This is a genomic window from Actinoplanes sp. NPDC049802 (assembly GCF_040656595.1).
GTDB lineage: Bacteria > Actinomycetota > Actinomycetes > Mycobacteriales > Micromonosporaceae > Actinoplanes.
The window spans coordinates 83,927-99,762 of record NZ_JBFAMR010000004.1 but is presented as its reverse complement, the minus strand read 5'-3'; the positions used below and the strand labels follow the sequence as shown (position 1 = coordinate 99,762).

The following is a 15,836-nucleotide window of genomic DNA, read 5'->3' as shown; positions in this document are numbered from 1 at the left end:
AGGTTCGGGGTCGAACTCGTGAGAGCCGTGACGCTTCACGAGGGACGCCTGGAGGTCGCCGACGTTCCGCTGCCCGAACCCGGGCACGGCCAGATTCGGCTGCGGGTCACGCGTACCGGGATCTGTGGGTCTGATCTGCATGTTCGTCTCGACGCCGAGCCCAGCGCGGACGTGGCCGCCGAGGTCGGCTATCCGGATTTCATCCGGCGGAGCCACCGCGTCGTGATGGGCCACGAGTTCACCGGAACCGTCGAGAAGTACGGCCCGGGCTGCCGCCGCCGCTGGAAGCCGGGCCAGGCCGTCGTCTCCCTGCCGCTGATCAAGCACGGCGACGACATCCACATGACCGGAATGTCCGAGCACGCCCCCGGTGGCTACGCCGAACACCTGCTGGTCTCGGAGGCCGCCACCATCCCGGTGCCGAACGGGCTCGACCCGGACCTGGCCGCCCTCACCGAACCGCTGGCCGTCGCCCACCACGCGGTCCGCCGCGGCGACGTGGCCAAGGACGACGTCGCCGTGGTGATCGGCTGCGGCCCGATCGGCCTCGCCGTCATCCTCATGCTCAAGGCCGCCGGGGTACGCCGGGTGATCGCCAGTGACTTCTCCGCATCCCGCCGCGACCTGGCCCGCACCTGCGGCGCCGACGTCGTCGTCGACCCGGCCGTACAGTCGCCGTGGGACGTTCTCGGCGACGGCGAACGCCTGGTCCGCAAGGCGACCGCGCTCTACGGCGCCGGCATCGACGCGATGGACGCCCTCCAGCGGATCCCCGGCGTCCCGTGGTGGACGGTCATGCGCGTGGGCCAGCGGTTCGGGGCCGGCCCGCGCGGCGCCGCCGTCTTCGAATGCGTCGGCGTCCCCGGCGTCATCGAGGACATCGTCACGAACGCCCCGTTCCGCTCCCGCGTCGTCGTGGTCGGCGTCTGCATGCAGCCCGACACCTTCCGCCCCACCATGGCCGGCAACAAGGAGATCGACCTGCGTTTCTCGTTCTGCTACGACCCGGCCGAGTTCCGCGACACCCTGCACATGGTCGCCCGCCGCCGCATCGACCCGCGCCCGCTGATCACCGGAGTCGTCGGCCTTGACGGCGTCGCCCAAGCCTTCGACGAACTCGCCGACGCCGGCCGGCACGCCAAGATCCTGGTCAACCCCCATGCCGAACCCTGATCTCGTACGACAGAGCCGCGACCCGGCGCCACCGGCGGCCATTGCCGCGGCCGCCGGGCTGAGATCGGTGGTCCCGGCACAGCGGTAACCTGCCGGCATGATCGAAGACAGCGGCGCCGAGGCGGTTCGCCGTCTCGCCGCGCGGGGTGTGCACATCGAACCCGGTCTGACCGGCGCCGAGTTCGACCGGATCGAGCGGACGTTCGGATTCGCGTTCGCCGACGACCATCGTGCCTTCCTCGCGGCCGGGCTGCCGCTCGACGGGCCGCGCTGGCCGGACTGGCGCGACGGCGGCCCGGAGGAACTGCGCGAGCGGCTGGGCCGGCCGGTCGAGGGGGTCCTGTTCGATGTCGAGCACAACGGTTTCTGGCACCGGGAGTGGGGCGAACGCCCGGACGGGACCGCGGCGGCCCTCGGCGCGGCCCGCCGACACCTGGCCCGGGTGCCCACGCTGGTGCCGGTTTTCGGCCACCGTTATCTGCCGTCCGGCCGTGGGTCGTCCGGCCACCCGGTCCTGTCCGTCTACCAGACCGACATCATCTACTACGGCGTCGACCTGCTCGATTATCTGCACCGGGAGTTCGGCACGGCCCCGGGCCGGAACGGCACGGACGACCCGGAGGCGACCGTGCCGTTCTGGCGGGACTTCGTGTGACGGTCAGGCGGCCAGGTGCTGCTCGATCCGGCGGGCGAGCCCGACGACCCGGAGGCGACCGTGCCGTTCTGGCGGGACTTCGTGTGACGGTCAGGCGGCCAGGTGCTGCTCGATCCGGCGGGCGAGCCCGTCGACACCGTCGCGGACCGTCCTGCGGTAGCCGATGAACAGTCGGTTGGCCAGCGGCACCGCCCAGGCCGACGTCCGGGCGATGTTGAAGACCCGATAGATCAGCGTGGTCCGGTCACCGGCCGGCTCGGCGCTGATCTCCCCGCGATACCACCAATGGCCCCGAAAGCCGATGACACCGGGACGGTGGTCGACCTCCACGTAGGCGCGTGCCTGCTCGCCGCCGAGGAAGGCGCCGGCCACCCAATCGCCGTCGATCAGCGGCCGGACCTGCTCGATCGGCGCCCGTACCGTCGCGGACGCCTCGAACAGCGGCCTCACGACGCCTGTACCCGGGTGTTGTGGAAGGCCGCGACCCGCCAGGCGCCGCCGTCGTCGACGACGGTCAGCGTCAGCACCGAGGCCCGCTCCGCGGCCGGCGGCTGATCCTCGAAGCGGATGCCGCCGTGCACGACGGCCACCGCCACGTCCGGCCGCAGCAGCCGGATCTCGGCCGGCCTGCGCGGCGCCGCACCGCCCAGCCGGGAGCCGCGCAGCGGCCCGTCGAAGAGCATCCGGTGCACCGCCTCGATCTCGTCGCGGCCGCGCAGCACCCGCCCGTCGAAGACGACGTAGGTGGCGTCGGTGGTGAACACCCGCGCGTAGGCGGCCGCGTCACCGTCGTCCCAGGCCCGGGTCAACTCGGTGAGCGCCCCCTGAACACCTTGTTCCGATGTGCCTGTCATGGTGATCCTTTCCGAGTCGCGCAGCCGCCCCCACTAGACTCGGTGTGCTCGAACCGGGGTCCGCGGAGGCGCGCTGCTTCCTGTGGTTCCCGCCCGGGAGGACCGTTGGCGCGGTCCTCCCGGGACGCATCCGTCAGCCCGCCTCCTCGAGGAGCGGCGTCACGTCGGCCACCTCGGCCGGGTCGGCGGGCCAGGAGAGCCGGCCGGACTCGATGTCGGCGGCGATGCCGGCCACCCAGTCCCGCTCGGCGGTCAGCCGGCTCACCTCGAACTCCGTCTCGATGAGCAGCACCCGAGGCAGTTCGGGTACGGCGCGGGCGGCCGTCAGCAGGCTCTCCAGCGCGGTCCGGCGCTCGCGCAGCAGGCCGGCGACCGTTGCCGGCGGCAGACAGCCGACGAAGCTCAGCGCCGCGGTGAGCAGCGTCGCGTCCGGGTCCGGCTCGCGCAGCAGCGTGCCCACCCGCTCGCGCAGGCGCCTCCGGCCCTGATCGGTGAGCGCGTAGACGGTCCGCTCCGGCCGGCCGGCCTCCCGCACGATGTCGCTGACCCGGATGTCCCCGCCGCTCAGCAGCCGGTTGACCGCGTGATACAGGCTGCGCGGCAGCCCGGTGACGAACGTCTTGTGCGTGCGCTCGATCAGCAGGTGCATCTCGTAGGGGTGCCGCGGCCCGGTCATCAGCAGGGCGAGCACGGTCAAAGAAGCCAGATCCCGATCGACCTTGCGAATCATCCACACCCCCTCTGGCATTCTGCATTATGGCAGTACGCCATAGCCGATTGCCAGTCACCGTGCGCCCCACGCCCGCCCTCAAGATCACCATGCGGGCTGATGAGACACCGGCGCCTTCGGGAGGGAGCACCGCCGGTGCGGCACGCGCCGGGGAAAGCGGTCTGCTCGCCTGCGGGGCGGGCTAGGCGGGACGCAGTGGGATGAGCATGCGCACGCGGTAGCCGCCGCCGGGCAGGGGGCCGGACTCGAGGGCGCCGTGCAGGAGTTCGGCGCGCTCCTGGAGGCCGATGAGGCCCTGGCGGGCGCCGGGCAGGGGCAGGGCGGGCCGGGACGGGGCAGTGTTGGTGACGGTCACGCCGAAGTGGGTGGGATCCTGCCACAGTTCCACGGTGGCGGCGGCGCCGGCCGCGTGTTTGCGGACGTTGGTGAGCGCCTCCTGCACCGTACGGTAGATGGCTCTCTGCGCCGGTGTGCCCACCGAGGGCGACAGGGTCCCGGTGATCTCGACGTCGATGCCGCTGGAGGAGACCAGGGTGCGCAGATCGTTGAGGGTGGGCTGCGGCGCCAGGCCGGTGGTGTCGTCGCCGGAGGCGCGCAGCAGGGTGACCATGGTGCGCAGCTCGTCGAGGGTGCCGACGCTGAGCGTGCGGATGGCGCGGGCCGCCTCCCGGACCTGCGGATCGCCGCCGGCCACCTGCAACGCCCCGGCCTGTACGGCGATCAGGCTGACCTGGTGCGACACCACGTCGTGCATCTCGCGGGCCAGCTGGGCGCGTTCGCGGGCCACCACCGCCTGGGCGTGCAGGACACGTTCGTGCTCCTTGGCCTCCTCGATCTCGTCGATCCGCTGGGCCAGGTCCTGCCGGGCCCGGACGAGCTGGCCGAGCAGCACCGGCACGATGTCGTAGGCCAGTCCGTAGGCGAAGTAGACGAGATTGGCGCTGTCGAAGCCGAGATCGCCCTCGAACGGTGACGGTGACGCCGACGCCAGCGAGGACAGGACCACGCAGGCCGCCAGCAGCCGGCGGTCCCGGGTACGGCAGGACAGTGCGAACAACGTCGCGAACGGCGCCACCGCCGCGTCCTCGGTCACCTCGGCCGGAACCGTGAGCAGGAACGCGACCAGCGGAAACCGGTGCCGGAGCAGCAGCGCGGCGACCGCGATCACCGCGGTGGCCTGGGCGGCCACGGCGTCGCTCCACAGGTTGACCCAGATGTCGAGCACGGCCAGCAGGATCAGGGCGGCGTCCAGCACGGGCGCCGGAATCCGCCGCCACCAACTGCTCACCGGGCGGCGTCCAGGAGGCCGGCGCGCTGGGCGAGCAGGGCGGCCTGCACCCGGCCGGAGACCCGCAGCTTGGTGAGCAGGGCGCTGACGTGGTCCTTCACGGTGCCGGTGCCCAGGTGCAGGCGTACCCCGATCTCGGCGTTGGACAGGCCCTCGGCCAGCAGCACCAGCACCTCGCGCTCACGGCCGGTCAGCCGTTCGATCCGGCCGCGGTCCGCGCCGGCGCGGCCTTGCTGCGGCAGCCCGCGCAGCAGCGTGCGGGACGCTTTCGCCGACATCACCACACCACCGGCGGCGAGGGTACGCACGAGCTGCGCCAACTGCTCCGGCTCGGTGTCCTTGAGCAGGAATCCGGCGGCGCCCGCGTTCAGGGCCGCCAGCACGTACTCGTCGGCGTCGAACGTGGTGAGCATGGCGACGACCGGCGGCTCGGCCAGGGCGCGCAGCTCGCCGAGGACGGTGAGACCGTCCACGCCGGGCATCCGGATGTCCAGCAGCACCACGTCCGGCCGGTGCTCGCGCACGGTGGCGAGGGCGTCCGTGCCGGTGGCGGTCGCGACCACCTCGACGTCCGGGGCCGCGTTCAGGATCAGGGCGAACCCCGATCGGACCAGCGCCTCGTCATCGACCACGATCACCCGGATCACGTTACCCACCGTTACCTCATAGCCCTTGCGGCCGAACCATGTAACAAGATCAGCCATCCTGCCGCACTCCGCCGATCGGTGGGACCACCCCCGCCACCCGGCTGGACCATCTTCGGCGCATCGGCGGGCGCCGCCCGGACGGGGACCGGCCGGCGGCGGGGCAGGTTGTTGGTGGTCGTGCGGGCGTGCCATTCTGGGTGCTCTCCTCTCCACAGTCATGCGACGTGTTCGGAGTGTGCGGAGTGCCCATCGACCTGCCAGGCGCCGACCGGGTGCCCGACGGCAACCACCGCAGGCTCCTGATCCGGCTGCACCGGCTGTACAACGTGGCCGGACGCCCCGCCACCCGGGCGATCAGCCAGATGACCCGCAAGAATCCGCGGCTGGAGCCGGTGTCGCACGAGACGGTGAGCGCCCTGTTCCGTGGTGACCCGCTGCCCGCGTGGAACAAGATCCGGTCGATCGTCATCGTGCTCTGTCAGGCGGCCGATCAGCCGGTCGATGTGGACGACGAGTTGTCGGTCGGGGTCGAGCTGTGGTCGTCGGCCGCTCGGGGCCCGTCGCCGCGGCCGGGGCCGGTCGCGAGACCGGAGCCGCCGCCCCGCGAGGTCGGGGCCATCCCGATACGGGAGGACCCGGCTTCCGAGGTCATCGTGCACGGCAGGCTGCCCGCGCGGGATCCGTTCTTCACCGGCCGGGAGCCGCTGCTCGACCTGATCCACGAGCACCTGTCCCGCGACCCGCACGTGCCGGTCGTGGTGCACGGCCCGCTCGGGGTCGGCAAGACGCAACTGATCCGGGAGTACGCCGAGCTGCACGCCGACGAGCACCCGATCGTGTGGTGGGTGGACGCGTCCGATCTCGAGCGGGCCACCGCCTCGCTGGCCGAGCTGGCGAAACGGCTGGGGATCGTGCCGTCGCCGGATCGGCGGCAGACTCTCGACCGGTTGTTCGCCGAGTTCGGCAGGGCCCGCAACTACCTGCTGATCTTCGACGGGTCGCGCAGCAGCGAGATCCGGGCGCTGATCCGGACGATCGGCGGCAGTGTCATCGTGTCGACCCGCAACGCCGTCTGGGCGCGTGACAGCGCGTACCGGGACATCGAGGTTCCCGATCTCGATCCGGCCGAGGTCGCGCAGTACCTGCGCAAGCGTGTCCCCCGGATGCCGGCGGCGCGGATGCGGTGGCTGGCCGACGCGGTCGGGCGCATGCCGTCGGCCCTGGCCGAGGCCTGCCGGAGCTCACCGGAAACGGTCCCGCCGGGGCAGGATCCGCCCGCGCTGCCCGCCGGGATCAGCGCCCCCGTGCTGGCCGAGGTGCGCGCCGCGCTGGCCCGCCTCGCACCGGACCACGGCGCGGTGCGGCTGCTCATCCTGCTGGCCGGGTTCGGGGCCGGCCCGGTGCAGGTGCCGTTGCTGGCGACGGCCGCGCGCCGGGAGGTGCTGCCGGCCGAGCTGCGCGCCCTGCTCAAGGATCAGATCACGCTGCGCCGCCGGCTGGCCGCCCTGGTGCAGGCGGGGCTGGCGCGGCGCGGCCCGGAGGACGGCATCGAGATCCCGGCGCTGCTGCGCCTCGCGCTGCGCGAGCTGCTGCCGGAGGCGGCCGGCGAGCACAACCGTGACCAGGTGCGGGAGATCCTGGTGGCCGCCGACCCGGGGCATCCGGAGGACCGGCGTACCTGGCACACCCACCGGGCCATCGCGTCGCATGTGGGGGCGGCGGGGCTGGTCGACTGGGATCATCCGGCGGCGTTCCGGACGGTGCGGCATCAGATCCGGTTCCTGTTCCTCGACGACGACATCGCCGGGGCGCTGCGGCTCGGTGCGGAGGTGGAGGCGGCCCTGGCGGCCCGGTCCGCGTCGGCCCGCACCGACGAGGTGGTGCTCCAGATCCGCCGGGACCACGCCAACGCGCTGCGGGCCGCCGGCCGGTACGCGGAGGCGGAGGCACTGACGGCGCAGATGACGGCCCGGCTGAGCGCGGACCCGGCCTACGCCGACCATCCGGCGGCGCTCGACCTGGCCCGCGGGCGGGGACACGACCTGCGGATCGCCGGGCACTATCAGCGGGCGTTCGAGCTGGACGACGAGACCCTGCGGGGGCATCTGCGGTTCTTCCCGGTGAACGATCACCGGACCGTGGCGAGCCGGTACAACCGGGGCGTCAGCCTGCGGTTGCTGGGCCGGTTCCGGGAGGCGGCCGCCGACGACGAGGCTGCCTATCTGCTGTTGCAGGAGCAGATCGACGTACCGGATGTGGCTTTTCATCGGGTTCTGAACGCGCTCGCCGAGGATCTGTACGGGCTCGGCCGCTATCCGGAGATCGGAAAACGGCTGGCCGGGGTGTTGAAACACGGCGCCGGGCGGGAGCTGTTGCGGGCCCGGCGGATGGCGGGTGTGGCGGCGCGGCGGCTCGGCGACCCGGGCGGCGCGGCCGAGCAGCTGGGCGCCTGCCATCAGGCCTGTCTCCTGCGTGTCGGGGTGACCCGGGAGCTCACTCTCGCGGTGGCGATGAGCTGGAGCGGCGCGCTGCGCGAGCTGGGCCGGCTGCGTGAGGCGCTGGAGATCGCCGAGCGGACCGAGCAGCAGTACGAGCACGTGCTCGGCACGGACAACCCGCTGGCCCAGGTGGCCCGGGTGAACGTGGTGGCGACCCTGCTGTCGATGGGCCGCGCCGCGGCCGCCCGCGCGCTGGCCACCAAGGCGTATGGGGCGTTGCGCGGCCGGCTCGGCGCCGGGCATCCGTTCACCGTCGCGGCCGTCACCAACCTGGCGTCGGCGCTCGCGCTGGAGGATCAGGAGTCGACGCTCGGCATCTCGCAGGAGGCGTACCGCAGCGCCCGCGACGTCTACGGCGAGCGGCATCCGGACACGCTGCTGGCCGCCGCCAACTTCGCCGCCGACCGTGCCGCCCGCGGTGCGGGCGACGCGGGGGCGCTCTCGCTGGACAGTGTGCTCGGTGGCTTGCGCCGCAGTCTCGGACCGCGGCATCCCACCGTTCTGGAGGTCGCCCACGGCGTCCGGATGATCGCCTACATCGAGCCGCCCTCCGCCTGACGACTCTTGTCAACTCTTGTCAGAAGGCGTCCGACATCCGACCTCGGCCTGCCCGGGAACCGTAGCCTGGGACGGTCGGCCTCGTTTCCCCGAACGAGCACCGTCAACCGCAAATTACCAGGTCAAACACATATTGACAGGTTTTGACAGGGCCTTTCGGCGCCGGAGCCGGAAGTGCCGGAGGAGGTCATCATGAGCACTGCATCGGTGGAGACGCCCAGCGAGGATCGGTGGATCCCGCTAGCCGATGTTTCCGACCTCCCGATCGAGTCGCTCGCCGCCGAGACCTCCGGGGTTCTCGGCCGGTCGCTGCGGCAGGTGCTCGACGGTCTCGCCGACACCGACGGCGTGATCAGCGCGTTCGGTTCGTTCGTCGCCGAGGACTAGGGCCGTGGCCCCGGCGCCGCATGACGCGGCTCCCTGGCCGTACGCCGAATTGGATCTCGAAGCGGTGCGGGCGGCCGGTCACCGCGCCGTCCCGTTCCGCGAAATGGTGCTTAAGGTGCACCAAAGGTGCAATTTGGCATGTTCGTATTGTTATGTCTACGAACACCCCGATCAGACCTGGCGGGAACGGCCACGGACCATGCCCGACGAGGTGCGCGACGCGGCGCTCAGCCGCTTCGCCGCGCACGCCCGCCGGCACGGGCTCACCCGGGTGCGGATCGTCCTGCACGGCGGCGAGCCTCTGCTGTACGGGCACGAGCGCCTCGCCGAACTGGCCCGGTCGGCCCGCGCCCTGTTCCCAGAAGGCTGCCGGGTCGACATCGGCATGCAGACCAACGGCGTCCTGCTTGACGAACAGGTCGTCGCCATGCTGCTGGAACACGGCATCCAGGCCGGCGTCAGCATCGACGGGGTGGCCGCCGACCACGACCGGCACCGCCGGACACCCAACGGCCGGGGCAGCTTCGCCGCCGTCGAGCGCGCTCTCACCCTGCTGCAGAAACCGGAGAACCGGCCCGCGTACGCCGGACTGCTGTGCACCGTCGCGGCCGGCACCAATCCGCTGGCCTGCTACGAGCAGTTGCGGGCGTTCGACCCGCCGGCGATCGACCTGCTGCTGCCGCACGCCAACTGGGAGTCACCGCCGCCGCCGGTCGAGGGCCGGGCCACGCCGTACGCGGACTGGCTCATCGCGATCTTCGACCGGTGGTACACCGAGCAGTCCCCGCCCCGGGTCCGGATCTTCGAGGACGCGGTCAACCTGGTCCTCGGCGGCGCCGCCCGCGGTGAACAACTCGGCCTCAGCCCGTCGGGCGTGCTCGTGGTCGAGTCGGACGGCGCGATCGAACAGGTCGACGCGCTGAAAAGCGCCTACGAGGGCGCCTGCTCCACCGGCCTCGACGTGCTGCGCCACGACTTCGACGAGGCGCTCGGCCATCCGGGCATCGTCGCCCGCCAGATCGGCCGCGCCGCCCTCGCCGGCGAATGCCTGTCCTGCCCGGCCGTCGACTACTGCGGCGGCGGCCACTACGCGCACCGCTACCGGCGGGACGCCGGATTCCGGGCGCCGTCGGTCTACTGCGCCGATCTGCTCACCTTCGTCCGCCACGTCTACGGCCGTGTCGCCGCCTCGCTCAGGAGAGAACCTTGACCATCGCCGTGCACCAGCTCTCCCCGGGCGCACTCTCCGCGCTGGCGCGGGGACTCGGCGGCGCCGAGGCGATCCACGAGCTGCGCAACGCGCAGCTCAGCAAACACCTGCTGCTCATCCGCTTTCTGCTGGACCACGGCGGGCCCGCCGAGCTGCTGGAACGAGCCCGCCGGGCCGACCCGGCCGCGTTCCGCAGGGTGGCCGGCGATCCGCTCACCGGCGGCTGGGCGGCGATCGCCGGCCGGGCCGTGCTCCAGGGTGAGGCGTCAGCCGGCGACCTCGGGTTCCTGTCGGCGATCGCCGTCGTCGCGGCCGCCCACGCCGGCATCGACGGCTCGGTGACGGTACCGGTGCACCACGGCCTCGCGGTGCTGCCCGGCATCGGCGCGATCGAAGCCGGGGACGCCACGACCGTCGAGATCGGCACCACCGGCGGGCGGCTGTTCCGGCTCGGCGCGGACGGGGTGGTCCCGCTTCCCGGCGGTCCAGGCTGGCTGCCGGTGCGGCGGCTGGTCGCCGACGCCCACGGGCAGACGATCGACCTGGCGCTGGACGACGTGCACCCGTACCGGCACGGGCATCATGTGCCGCCGGCGAGCCGGCTCAACGGCGACGAGGTGCGCCGCTGGCAGGACACCTTCACCGGCGCGTGGACGCTGCTCGCCACCCACCTGCCGGACCGGGCCGCCGAACTGCGCGCCGGCCTGGAGACGCTGGTGCCGCTGCTGCAGACCGACCCGCGGTCCGCGCGCAGCGCCACCATCCGGCACGCCTTCGGCGTGTTCGGTCTGACCCGCCCCGGTACGCCCGCCGACTTCGCGGTCACCCTCGTGCACGAGTTCCAGCACTCCAAACTGAGCGCGATCCTCGACCTGGTGCGGCTCACCGACCCGGACGACGAGGGCCGCTACTTCGCGCCGTGGCGTACCGACCCGCGGCCGCTGCCCGGTCTGCTGCAGGGCGTCTACGCTTTCGCGGGTGTCGCCGACACGTGGCGGGCGCTGCGTGGCACGGTCACGGTGGCCGAGGCCCGATTCGCCGAGACCCGGCTCCAGGTCGACCGCGGGCTCACCGCCATCGAGGAGTCCGGGGCGCTGACCGCCGACGGCGCCGGCTTCGTGGCCGAACTGCGGGCAACCGCCGACCGGCTGCTGGCCGAACCCGTGCCGGACGGCGTGGACCGCGACGCGCGCGACACACTCGCCCGGATCCACGCCGCCTGGCAGGACCGCAACGGCCGGTGACCGGTCAGGTCGGCGGCGGCTCGATGTCGCCTTCGAGCCGCTGCCCGGCCGCGGCCGCCACCACCTCGGGATGGGTGGCGCCGAGCAGCCCGGTCAGCCGCTCCATCGACTCCCGGAAGAGCTTCGCGCCACGCTCGACGGCGCCGGTGGCCCGCAGATCCAGGGACAGGTTGACCGCCCGCATCAGCACGTACGGATGCTCCTGGCCGCTGCGGGCGGCCGTGCCCTTGACATCCGCCTCCCGGCTCAGCCGCAGCATCTCCTCGGACAGCTCCAGCGCCTCCGCGTGCCGGCCGGCGAGCGCGTGGTCGTTGGCCAGGGACGTGCCGGCGCAGATCGTGTACGGGTGGTCGGGGCCGAGCCTCACCCGCAACTGCGGGTACGCGTGCCGGTCCAGCTCGAGCGCCTCCTCCGGCCGGCCGGCGGCCCGCAGGATCGCCGCACGGTTCACCTCGGCGGCCAGGGTCAGCGGATGCTCGTCGCCGAAGTCGTTGCGGTAGCGGGCCAGCGCGTCGTCGGCAAGCTCCGCCGCCTCCCGCAGCTCGCCGGCCTGGCGCAGCACGTTGGCCAGGCTCACCGTCGCCGCCACCGAGAACTCGTGGCTGCGGTTGAACGGAAGATTGAAGCGACTGACCGTACGCTCGTGGTTGGTCCGCATCACCTCCAGCGCCTCGGCGAGCCGGCCCAGTTTGCGCAGGGTGATGGCGTGCGTCCGCTCGGACATCAGCACGAAGCCGTGCCGGGCGCCGAGCAGCCGCTCCTGTTCCGGCAGCCACTCCCGCAGCCGCTCCAGCGCCGCGGAGTAGTGGCCGAGCCCGTAGAAGTCGCGGGCCACGTTGATGTGCGTGCGGATCACGTTGGCGTCGACGATGCCCTGGTCGGCCCAGTGCGAGACGATCTCCTCGTCGAGTTTCAGCGCCTGCGCGAAGTCGCCGGACAGCCGGTAGTCGACCGCCAGGTTGCCCTTCACCCGCAGCGTGTACGTCTCCTCGTCGCCGAAGACCTCCCGGTGCAGCCGGTAGCTCTCCTCGTCGAACGTCATCGCCTCGCGGTACTGCCCGGCGATGCGCATGTCGTGACCACGCTGGTTGCCGGTGATCAACGTGTACGGATGCTCCGGCCCGAGCCGCGGGCTCGCCAGGAACCGGTTGTACGTGTCCAGCAGCAGCTCGGAGGCGGTGCTGCTGTCGCCCAGGGCCCGGATGGCGTTGGCGATCTGCGCCCGGGCCAGCAGGGTGGACTGCCCGTTCGGCCCGAGCAGCGGATCCGAGTCGTCCTTCGCCCACTCGTCGGCCGCCCGGGTCGCCAGGGCCCGGCTGTTCTCGTAGTCGCCGACGATGTACAGGTACCGAGCGTGGTCGAGCACCGTCTGACGGCCCTCCGGGGTGCCCGAGTGCACCATGTCCGCCGGCCTCAGGTGCGGGCCCATCTCGCTCTGCAGTGCCAGCTCGCCGACCTCGTCCGGGTCGCCGGGCTTGGCCACCGCCAGCAGCCGTTGCACGTTGCGCAGCGTCTCCTCGCGCAGCGCCGGGTTCAGCGTGTCGCGCAGCACCCGCTGCACCAGGCGGTGCACCTGCAGCCGGGGCGAGTGGTCGCCGGCCGCGGCCGCCGAGGTGGGCCGGCCCACCTGCTTGGCCAGACCGTACTTTCGCAGCTCGCGAACCATCCGGCCGGTCAGGATCGAGTCGTTGAGCGCGAGCCGCAGCTCCGGGGTGAGCGCCGCGTTGGCGCCGCGCACCAGCAGCGACTGCCGGATCGGCTCGCCGCCGAGAAACGCGAACAGCGCGAAGAACTGCGCCGCGGCCGGGTCGCTGGCGGCCAGTTTCTCCAGCGCGACCGACACGAACGCCGCCACCGTCAGCGGATAGTCGGCCGGTTTTCCCTCGTTCAGCAACTCGCTGCGCTCGCCGAGCAGGTCGATGTACTCCCGGACCGGCATGCCGGTCGCCAGATACCACGCGGCGGCCTGCTCCAGGGCCAGCGGCAGGTCACCGAGCGCCTCGGCCAGCTCGTCGGCCTCGGCCTCCGAGATCGGCGACATCGACGACGAATCCTGGGTACGGCGGGTGAGCATCTGCACGCTCTCGTCCCGCCGGAACACGTCGACCTCGATCGGGATGCCGATGTGGCTCCACTCCTCGATCCGGGTCGTCACGATCACGTGGCCCCCGGTCGACGGCAGCAGCGCGGTCAGGTCGGACGGCTCGTCGGCGTTGTCGTAGACCAGCAGCCAGTCCCGGTCGTCGCCACCGGCGGCCAGCCAGTTCAGCACGGTCCGCGCGGTCTCCTGCTGGTCGTCGGCGATCGGCAGGTCGATCCGCTGGGCCAGCTGGGTCAGCGCGGCCAGCACCGTGGACGACTGCTCGGCCGGGATCCACCAGATCAGGTCGTAGCGGTCCAGGTTCCGGTGCACGTACTCGATGACGAGCTGGGTCTTGCCGACGCCGCCGAGACCCTTGAGCGTCGGCGGAAGTACCGATGTGGTCGCCTCCTTCGACAGCGTGGTGCCCAGCCGCTCCAGCAGCTCCACCCGGCCGGTGAAATTCCGGTTACGGATGGGGATGTCGCCGACGATCCGCTCCTCCGGCCGGTAGGCCCGGGGCCGGGACGGGCGGCTGCCCGCCGCGAGCGCCCCGAACCGGGCGGACGCGTCACCCGGATGCCAGCGGATCACCGTCTCGGCGAACAGGCGAAGGCCGTTGGGCACGGTGGAGGCCGCTTCCAGAATGGCGGCGAGATCCTCGGCGGTGTCGTCGGAACGGCTGAGCCGAAGGGGAACGGCGAGCATGCCGTTCAGTTCCTCGACGCGCGCGTCCCTCGCGGAGCGATCGGCCAGACCTTGCACTTGAAGAAGGGTCTCGAGGAGCTTTTCGCGGGAAAAGGCGAGGTCCGACACGGCTTCTCATTTCCGAAGGCGCGGGTGAAAATCCGACGGCGCGGGTGGCTTCCGAATCAGCAGGATATCGGAAATGTGCTGCTCGCGCGTGACGCCGAAGCGCCGCATGGTGCCATCTCCGGCAAGCCGGCCCGGCCCTGCGGCGCTCCGGAGACATCAACTCTGATCGATCCAGATGTTGTCGTGTTCACGGTAGAAGGCGGCCTTCTCGTCCTCGGTCATCTCGTCCAGATGAGCGAGCCCCTCGAAATAGCCCTCCCGCGGCGCGCCCGGCGAGAAGTGCAGCAGCATCGACACCGGCGCGCCCGACCGGTTGCGGAACCCGTGGACGCCGCCGATCGGCACATGCACCCAGTCGCCCGGCTCCGCCTCGATCCACCGGTCGCCGTTGTAGATGCTCATCACCCCGGACAGGATGTAGAACGACTCACTGATGGAACGGTGGAAATGCGGGCTCGGACCGGTCACCTCCGGCCCGCACTCCCACCGGTAGAGGCCGAAGAGGCCACCCGTCGACTCGCCGGTGGCGAGATAGTGGACGCGCGTGCCGTTCGGGTAGACGAGCTCGGGCCCGGCGCCGGCGGGCCGGTGCCACGCGCTCTTCTCCCCGGATTCCCCGTGATACTTCGGAGGTGGATACGTCATAGATCCATGTCTACCGGAAAGTGAGCACCGGTTTGACCACCCGGCCGGCCGCCGCGTCCCGCGCCGCCGTCTCGATCTCGGCGAACGGATACTCGGTGACCAGGCGCTCCACCGGCAGACGGCCCAGCCGGTGCAGGTCCACGAGCTGCGGCAGGAAGGTCGCCGGGGCGGCGTCGCCCTCGATCACGCCACGGATCCGGATGCCGTTGTACATCACCGTCATGATGTCGAACTCGGCCTTTCCCCCCAGGCCCACCAGAGCCAGCGTGCCGCGCCGCCGCAACGCGCCGATCGCCCGGGTGATCACCTCGGGGCGGCCGGTGGTGTCGATGGCGTGGTGCGCCCCGGTCACGTCGGCGCCGGTCGCGCCGAGCGAGAGAGCCAGCTCGAGACGGGCCGGGTTCGGGTCGGCGGCGACGACCGTGCAGCCCAGGGAGACGGCGGCCATCACGGCGCTCAGGCCGACACCGCCACAGCCGAAGACGGCCACGGTGTCGCCGGGGGAGGGGCGCAGCACATTGAGGACGGTGCCGGCGCCGGTCTGCACACTGCACCCCAGCGGAGCGGCGATCAGCGGAGAAAGGGCGGCGGGTACGCGTACCACGTTGCTCTGATAGGCGAGCGCGTGTGTCGCGAAGCTGGACTGACCGAAGAAGTTGCCGAAGACGGCGGAGCCGTCGAGGCTGAGCGGGCTGCTGCCGTCGGCGCGTGTGCCCCGCATGTTGAGGTCGCTGCGCAGGCAGTACGCCGGATGGCCGGCCGAGCACTGATCGCACCCGCCGCAGCTGCGGTAACTGAGCGCCACCGTGTCGCCCACCGCGACCGAGCCGACCGCGGCGCCGACCGCCTCGACGACGCCGGCGCCCTCGTGGCCGAAGACCATCGGCGAGATCTTCTCCGGCCAGCGCCCGCGCATCGCCAGATCGGTGTGGCAGATGCCGGCCGCGGTCATCCGGACCAGCACCTCGTCGTCGCGGGGCGGCTCCAGCTCGACGTCACGGATGGTGAAGGCCGCTCCGGCCCGTTCGACGAGGGCCGCCTGGATCCGCAC

At 72.1% G+C, this 15,836-nt stretch carries 14 protein-coding genes; 6 read left to right on the top strand and 8 right to left on the bottom strand.

The annotated features are described in order from the left end of the window. The first annotated feature begins 27 nt into the window (after nt 1–27). Both AB0I88_RS04370 and AB0I88_RS04365 read left to right on the top strand, forming a co-directional pair. Nucleotides 28–1,173, top strand: coding sequence for a zinc-binding dehydrogenase (locus AB0I88_RS04370; protein ID WP_361018143.1), 1,146 nt, complete (start codon nt 28–30; stop codon nt 1,171–1,173). A gap of 97 nt (nt 1,174–1,270) precedes the next feature. Continuing rightward, the gene (locus AB0I88_RS04365) at nt 1,271–1,828 is read left to right on the top strand and encodes a hypothetical protein (protein WP_361018141.1); all 558 of its coding nucleotides are present in this window, start codon (nt 1,271–1,273) and stop codon (nt 1,826–1,828) included. A 90-nt stretch (nt 1,829–1,918) separates the two neighbouring features. On the opposite strand, the gene AB0I88_RS04360 is transcribed toward AB0I88_RS04365, so the two are convergent. The 5 genes from AB0I88_RS04360 to AB0I88_RS04340 all read right to left on the bottom strand — a co-directional run bounded on the left by AB0I88_RS04360 (nt 1,919) and on the right by AB0I88_RS04340 (nt 5,404). Further along, entirely contained in the window at nt 1,919–2,278 is a 360-nt protein-coding gene (locus AB0I88_RS04360; RefSeq protein WP_361018138.1) for a hypothetical protein, read from the bottom strand. Continuing rightward, nucleotides 2,275–2,682 carry an SgcJ/EcaC family oxidoreductase gene (locus AB0I88_RS04355; RefSeq protein ID WP_361018136.1) on the bottom strand — a complete coding sequence of 136 codons (408 nt, stop codon included), beginning with the start codon at nt 2,680–2,682 and terminating at the stop codon, nt 2,275–2,277. The genes AB0I88_RS04360 and AB0I88_RS04355 overlap by 4 nt, the downstream gene beginning before the upstream one ends. A 133-nt stretch (nt 2,683–2,815) precedes the next feature. Continuing rightward, nucleotides 2,816–3,412 carry a PadR family transcriptional regulator gene (locus AB0I88_RS04350; protein WP_361018135.1) on the bottom strand — a complete coding sequence of 199 codons (597 nt, stop codon included), beginning with the start codon at nt 3,410–3,412 and terminating at the stop codon, nt 2,816–2,818. A gap of 181 nt (nt 3,413–3,593) precedes the next feature. Next, complete coding sequence (locus AB0I88_RS04345) at nt 3,594–4,700, bottom strand: histidine kinase (RefSeq protein WP_361018133.1); 1,107 nt, start codon at nt 4,698–4,700, stop codon at nt 3,594–3,596. Further along, nucleotides 4,697–5,404 carry a response regulator transcription factor gene (locus AB0I88_RS04340; protein ID WP_361018131.1) on the bottom strand — a complete coding sequence of 236 codons (708 nt, stop codon included), beginning with the start codon at nt 5,402–5,404 and terminating at the stop codon, nt 4,697–4,699. The genes AB0I88_RS04345 and AB0I88_RS04340 overlap by 4 nt, the downstream gene beginning before the upstream one ends. Nucleotides 5,405–5,589: 185 nt before the next feature. On the opposite strand from AB0I88_RS04340, the gene fxsT (AB0I88_RS04335) reads away from it, so the two are divergent. The 4 genes from fxsT (AB0I88_RS04335) to AB0I88_RS04320 all read left to right on the top strand — a co-directional run bounded on the left by fxsT (AB0I88_RS04335) (nt 5,590) and on the right by AB0I88_RS04320 (nt 11,244). After that, nucleotides 5,590–8,403 (top strand): FxSxx-COOH system tetratricopeptide repeat protein, encoded by a 2,814-nt coding sequence (fxsT, locus tag AB0I88_RS04335; RefSeq protein ID WP_361018129.1) that lies wholly within the window; start codon nt 5,590–5,592, stop codon nt 8,401–8,403. Nucleotides 8,404–8,595: 192 nt separating this feature from the next. Continuing rightward, nucleotides 8,596–8,790: a hypothetical protein gene (locus AB0I88_RS04330; protein ID WP_361018128.1), complete on the top strand. Its 195-nt coding sequence runs from the start codon at nt 8,596–8,598 to the stop codon at nt 8,788–8,790. Nucleotides 8,791–8,893: 103 nt separating this feature from the next. Then, complete coding sequence (locus AB0I88_RS04325) at nt 8,894–10,000, top strand: FxsB family cyclophane-forming radical SAM/SPASM peptide maturase (protein WP_361018127.1); 1,107 nt, start codon at nt 8,894–8,896, stop codon at nt 9,998–10,000. Next, a complete protein-coding gene (locus tag AB0I88_RS04320; RefSeq protein ID WP_361018125.1) occupies nt 9,997–11,244 on the top strand; it encodes an HEXXH motif domain-containing protein in 1,248 nt (415 codons plus the stop codon). Before AB0I88_RS04325 ends, AB0I88_RS04320 begins: the two co-directional genes overlap by 4 nt. 4 nt (nt 11,245–11,248) lie before the next feature. Here AB0I88_RS04320 and fxsT (AB0I88_RS04315) read toward each other — a convergent pair whose 3' ends face one another. The 3 genes from fxsT (AB0I88_RS04315) to AB0I88_RS04305 all read right to left on the bottom strand — a co-directional run bounded on the left by fxsT (AB0I88_RS04315) (nt 11,249) and on the right by AB0I88_RS04305 (nt 15,836). Continuing rightward, a complete protein-coding gene (gene fxsT / locus AB0I88_RS04315; RefSeq protein WP_361018124.1) occupies nt 11,249–14,140 on the bottom strand; it encodes an FxSxx-COOH system tetratricopeptide repeat protein in 2,892 nt (963 codons plus the stop codon). Between the two features lie 156 nt (nt 14,141–14,296). Beyond that, nucleotides 14,297–14,785 (bottom strand): cupin domain-containing protein, encoded by a 489-nt coding sequence (locus tag AB0I88_RS04310; protein ID WP_361018121.1) that lies wholly within the window; start codon nt 14,783–14,785, stop codon nt 14,297–14,299. 10 nt (nt 14,786–14,795) lie between these two features. Next, nucleotides 14,796–15,836 carry an NAD(P)-dependent alcohol dehydrogenase gene (locus AB0I88_RS04305; RefSeq protein ID WP_361018120.1) on the bottom strand — a complete coding sequence of 347 codons (1,041 nt, stop codon included), beginning with the start codon at nt 15,834–15,836 and terminating at the stop codon, nt 14,796–14,798.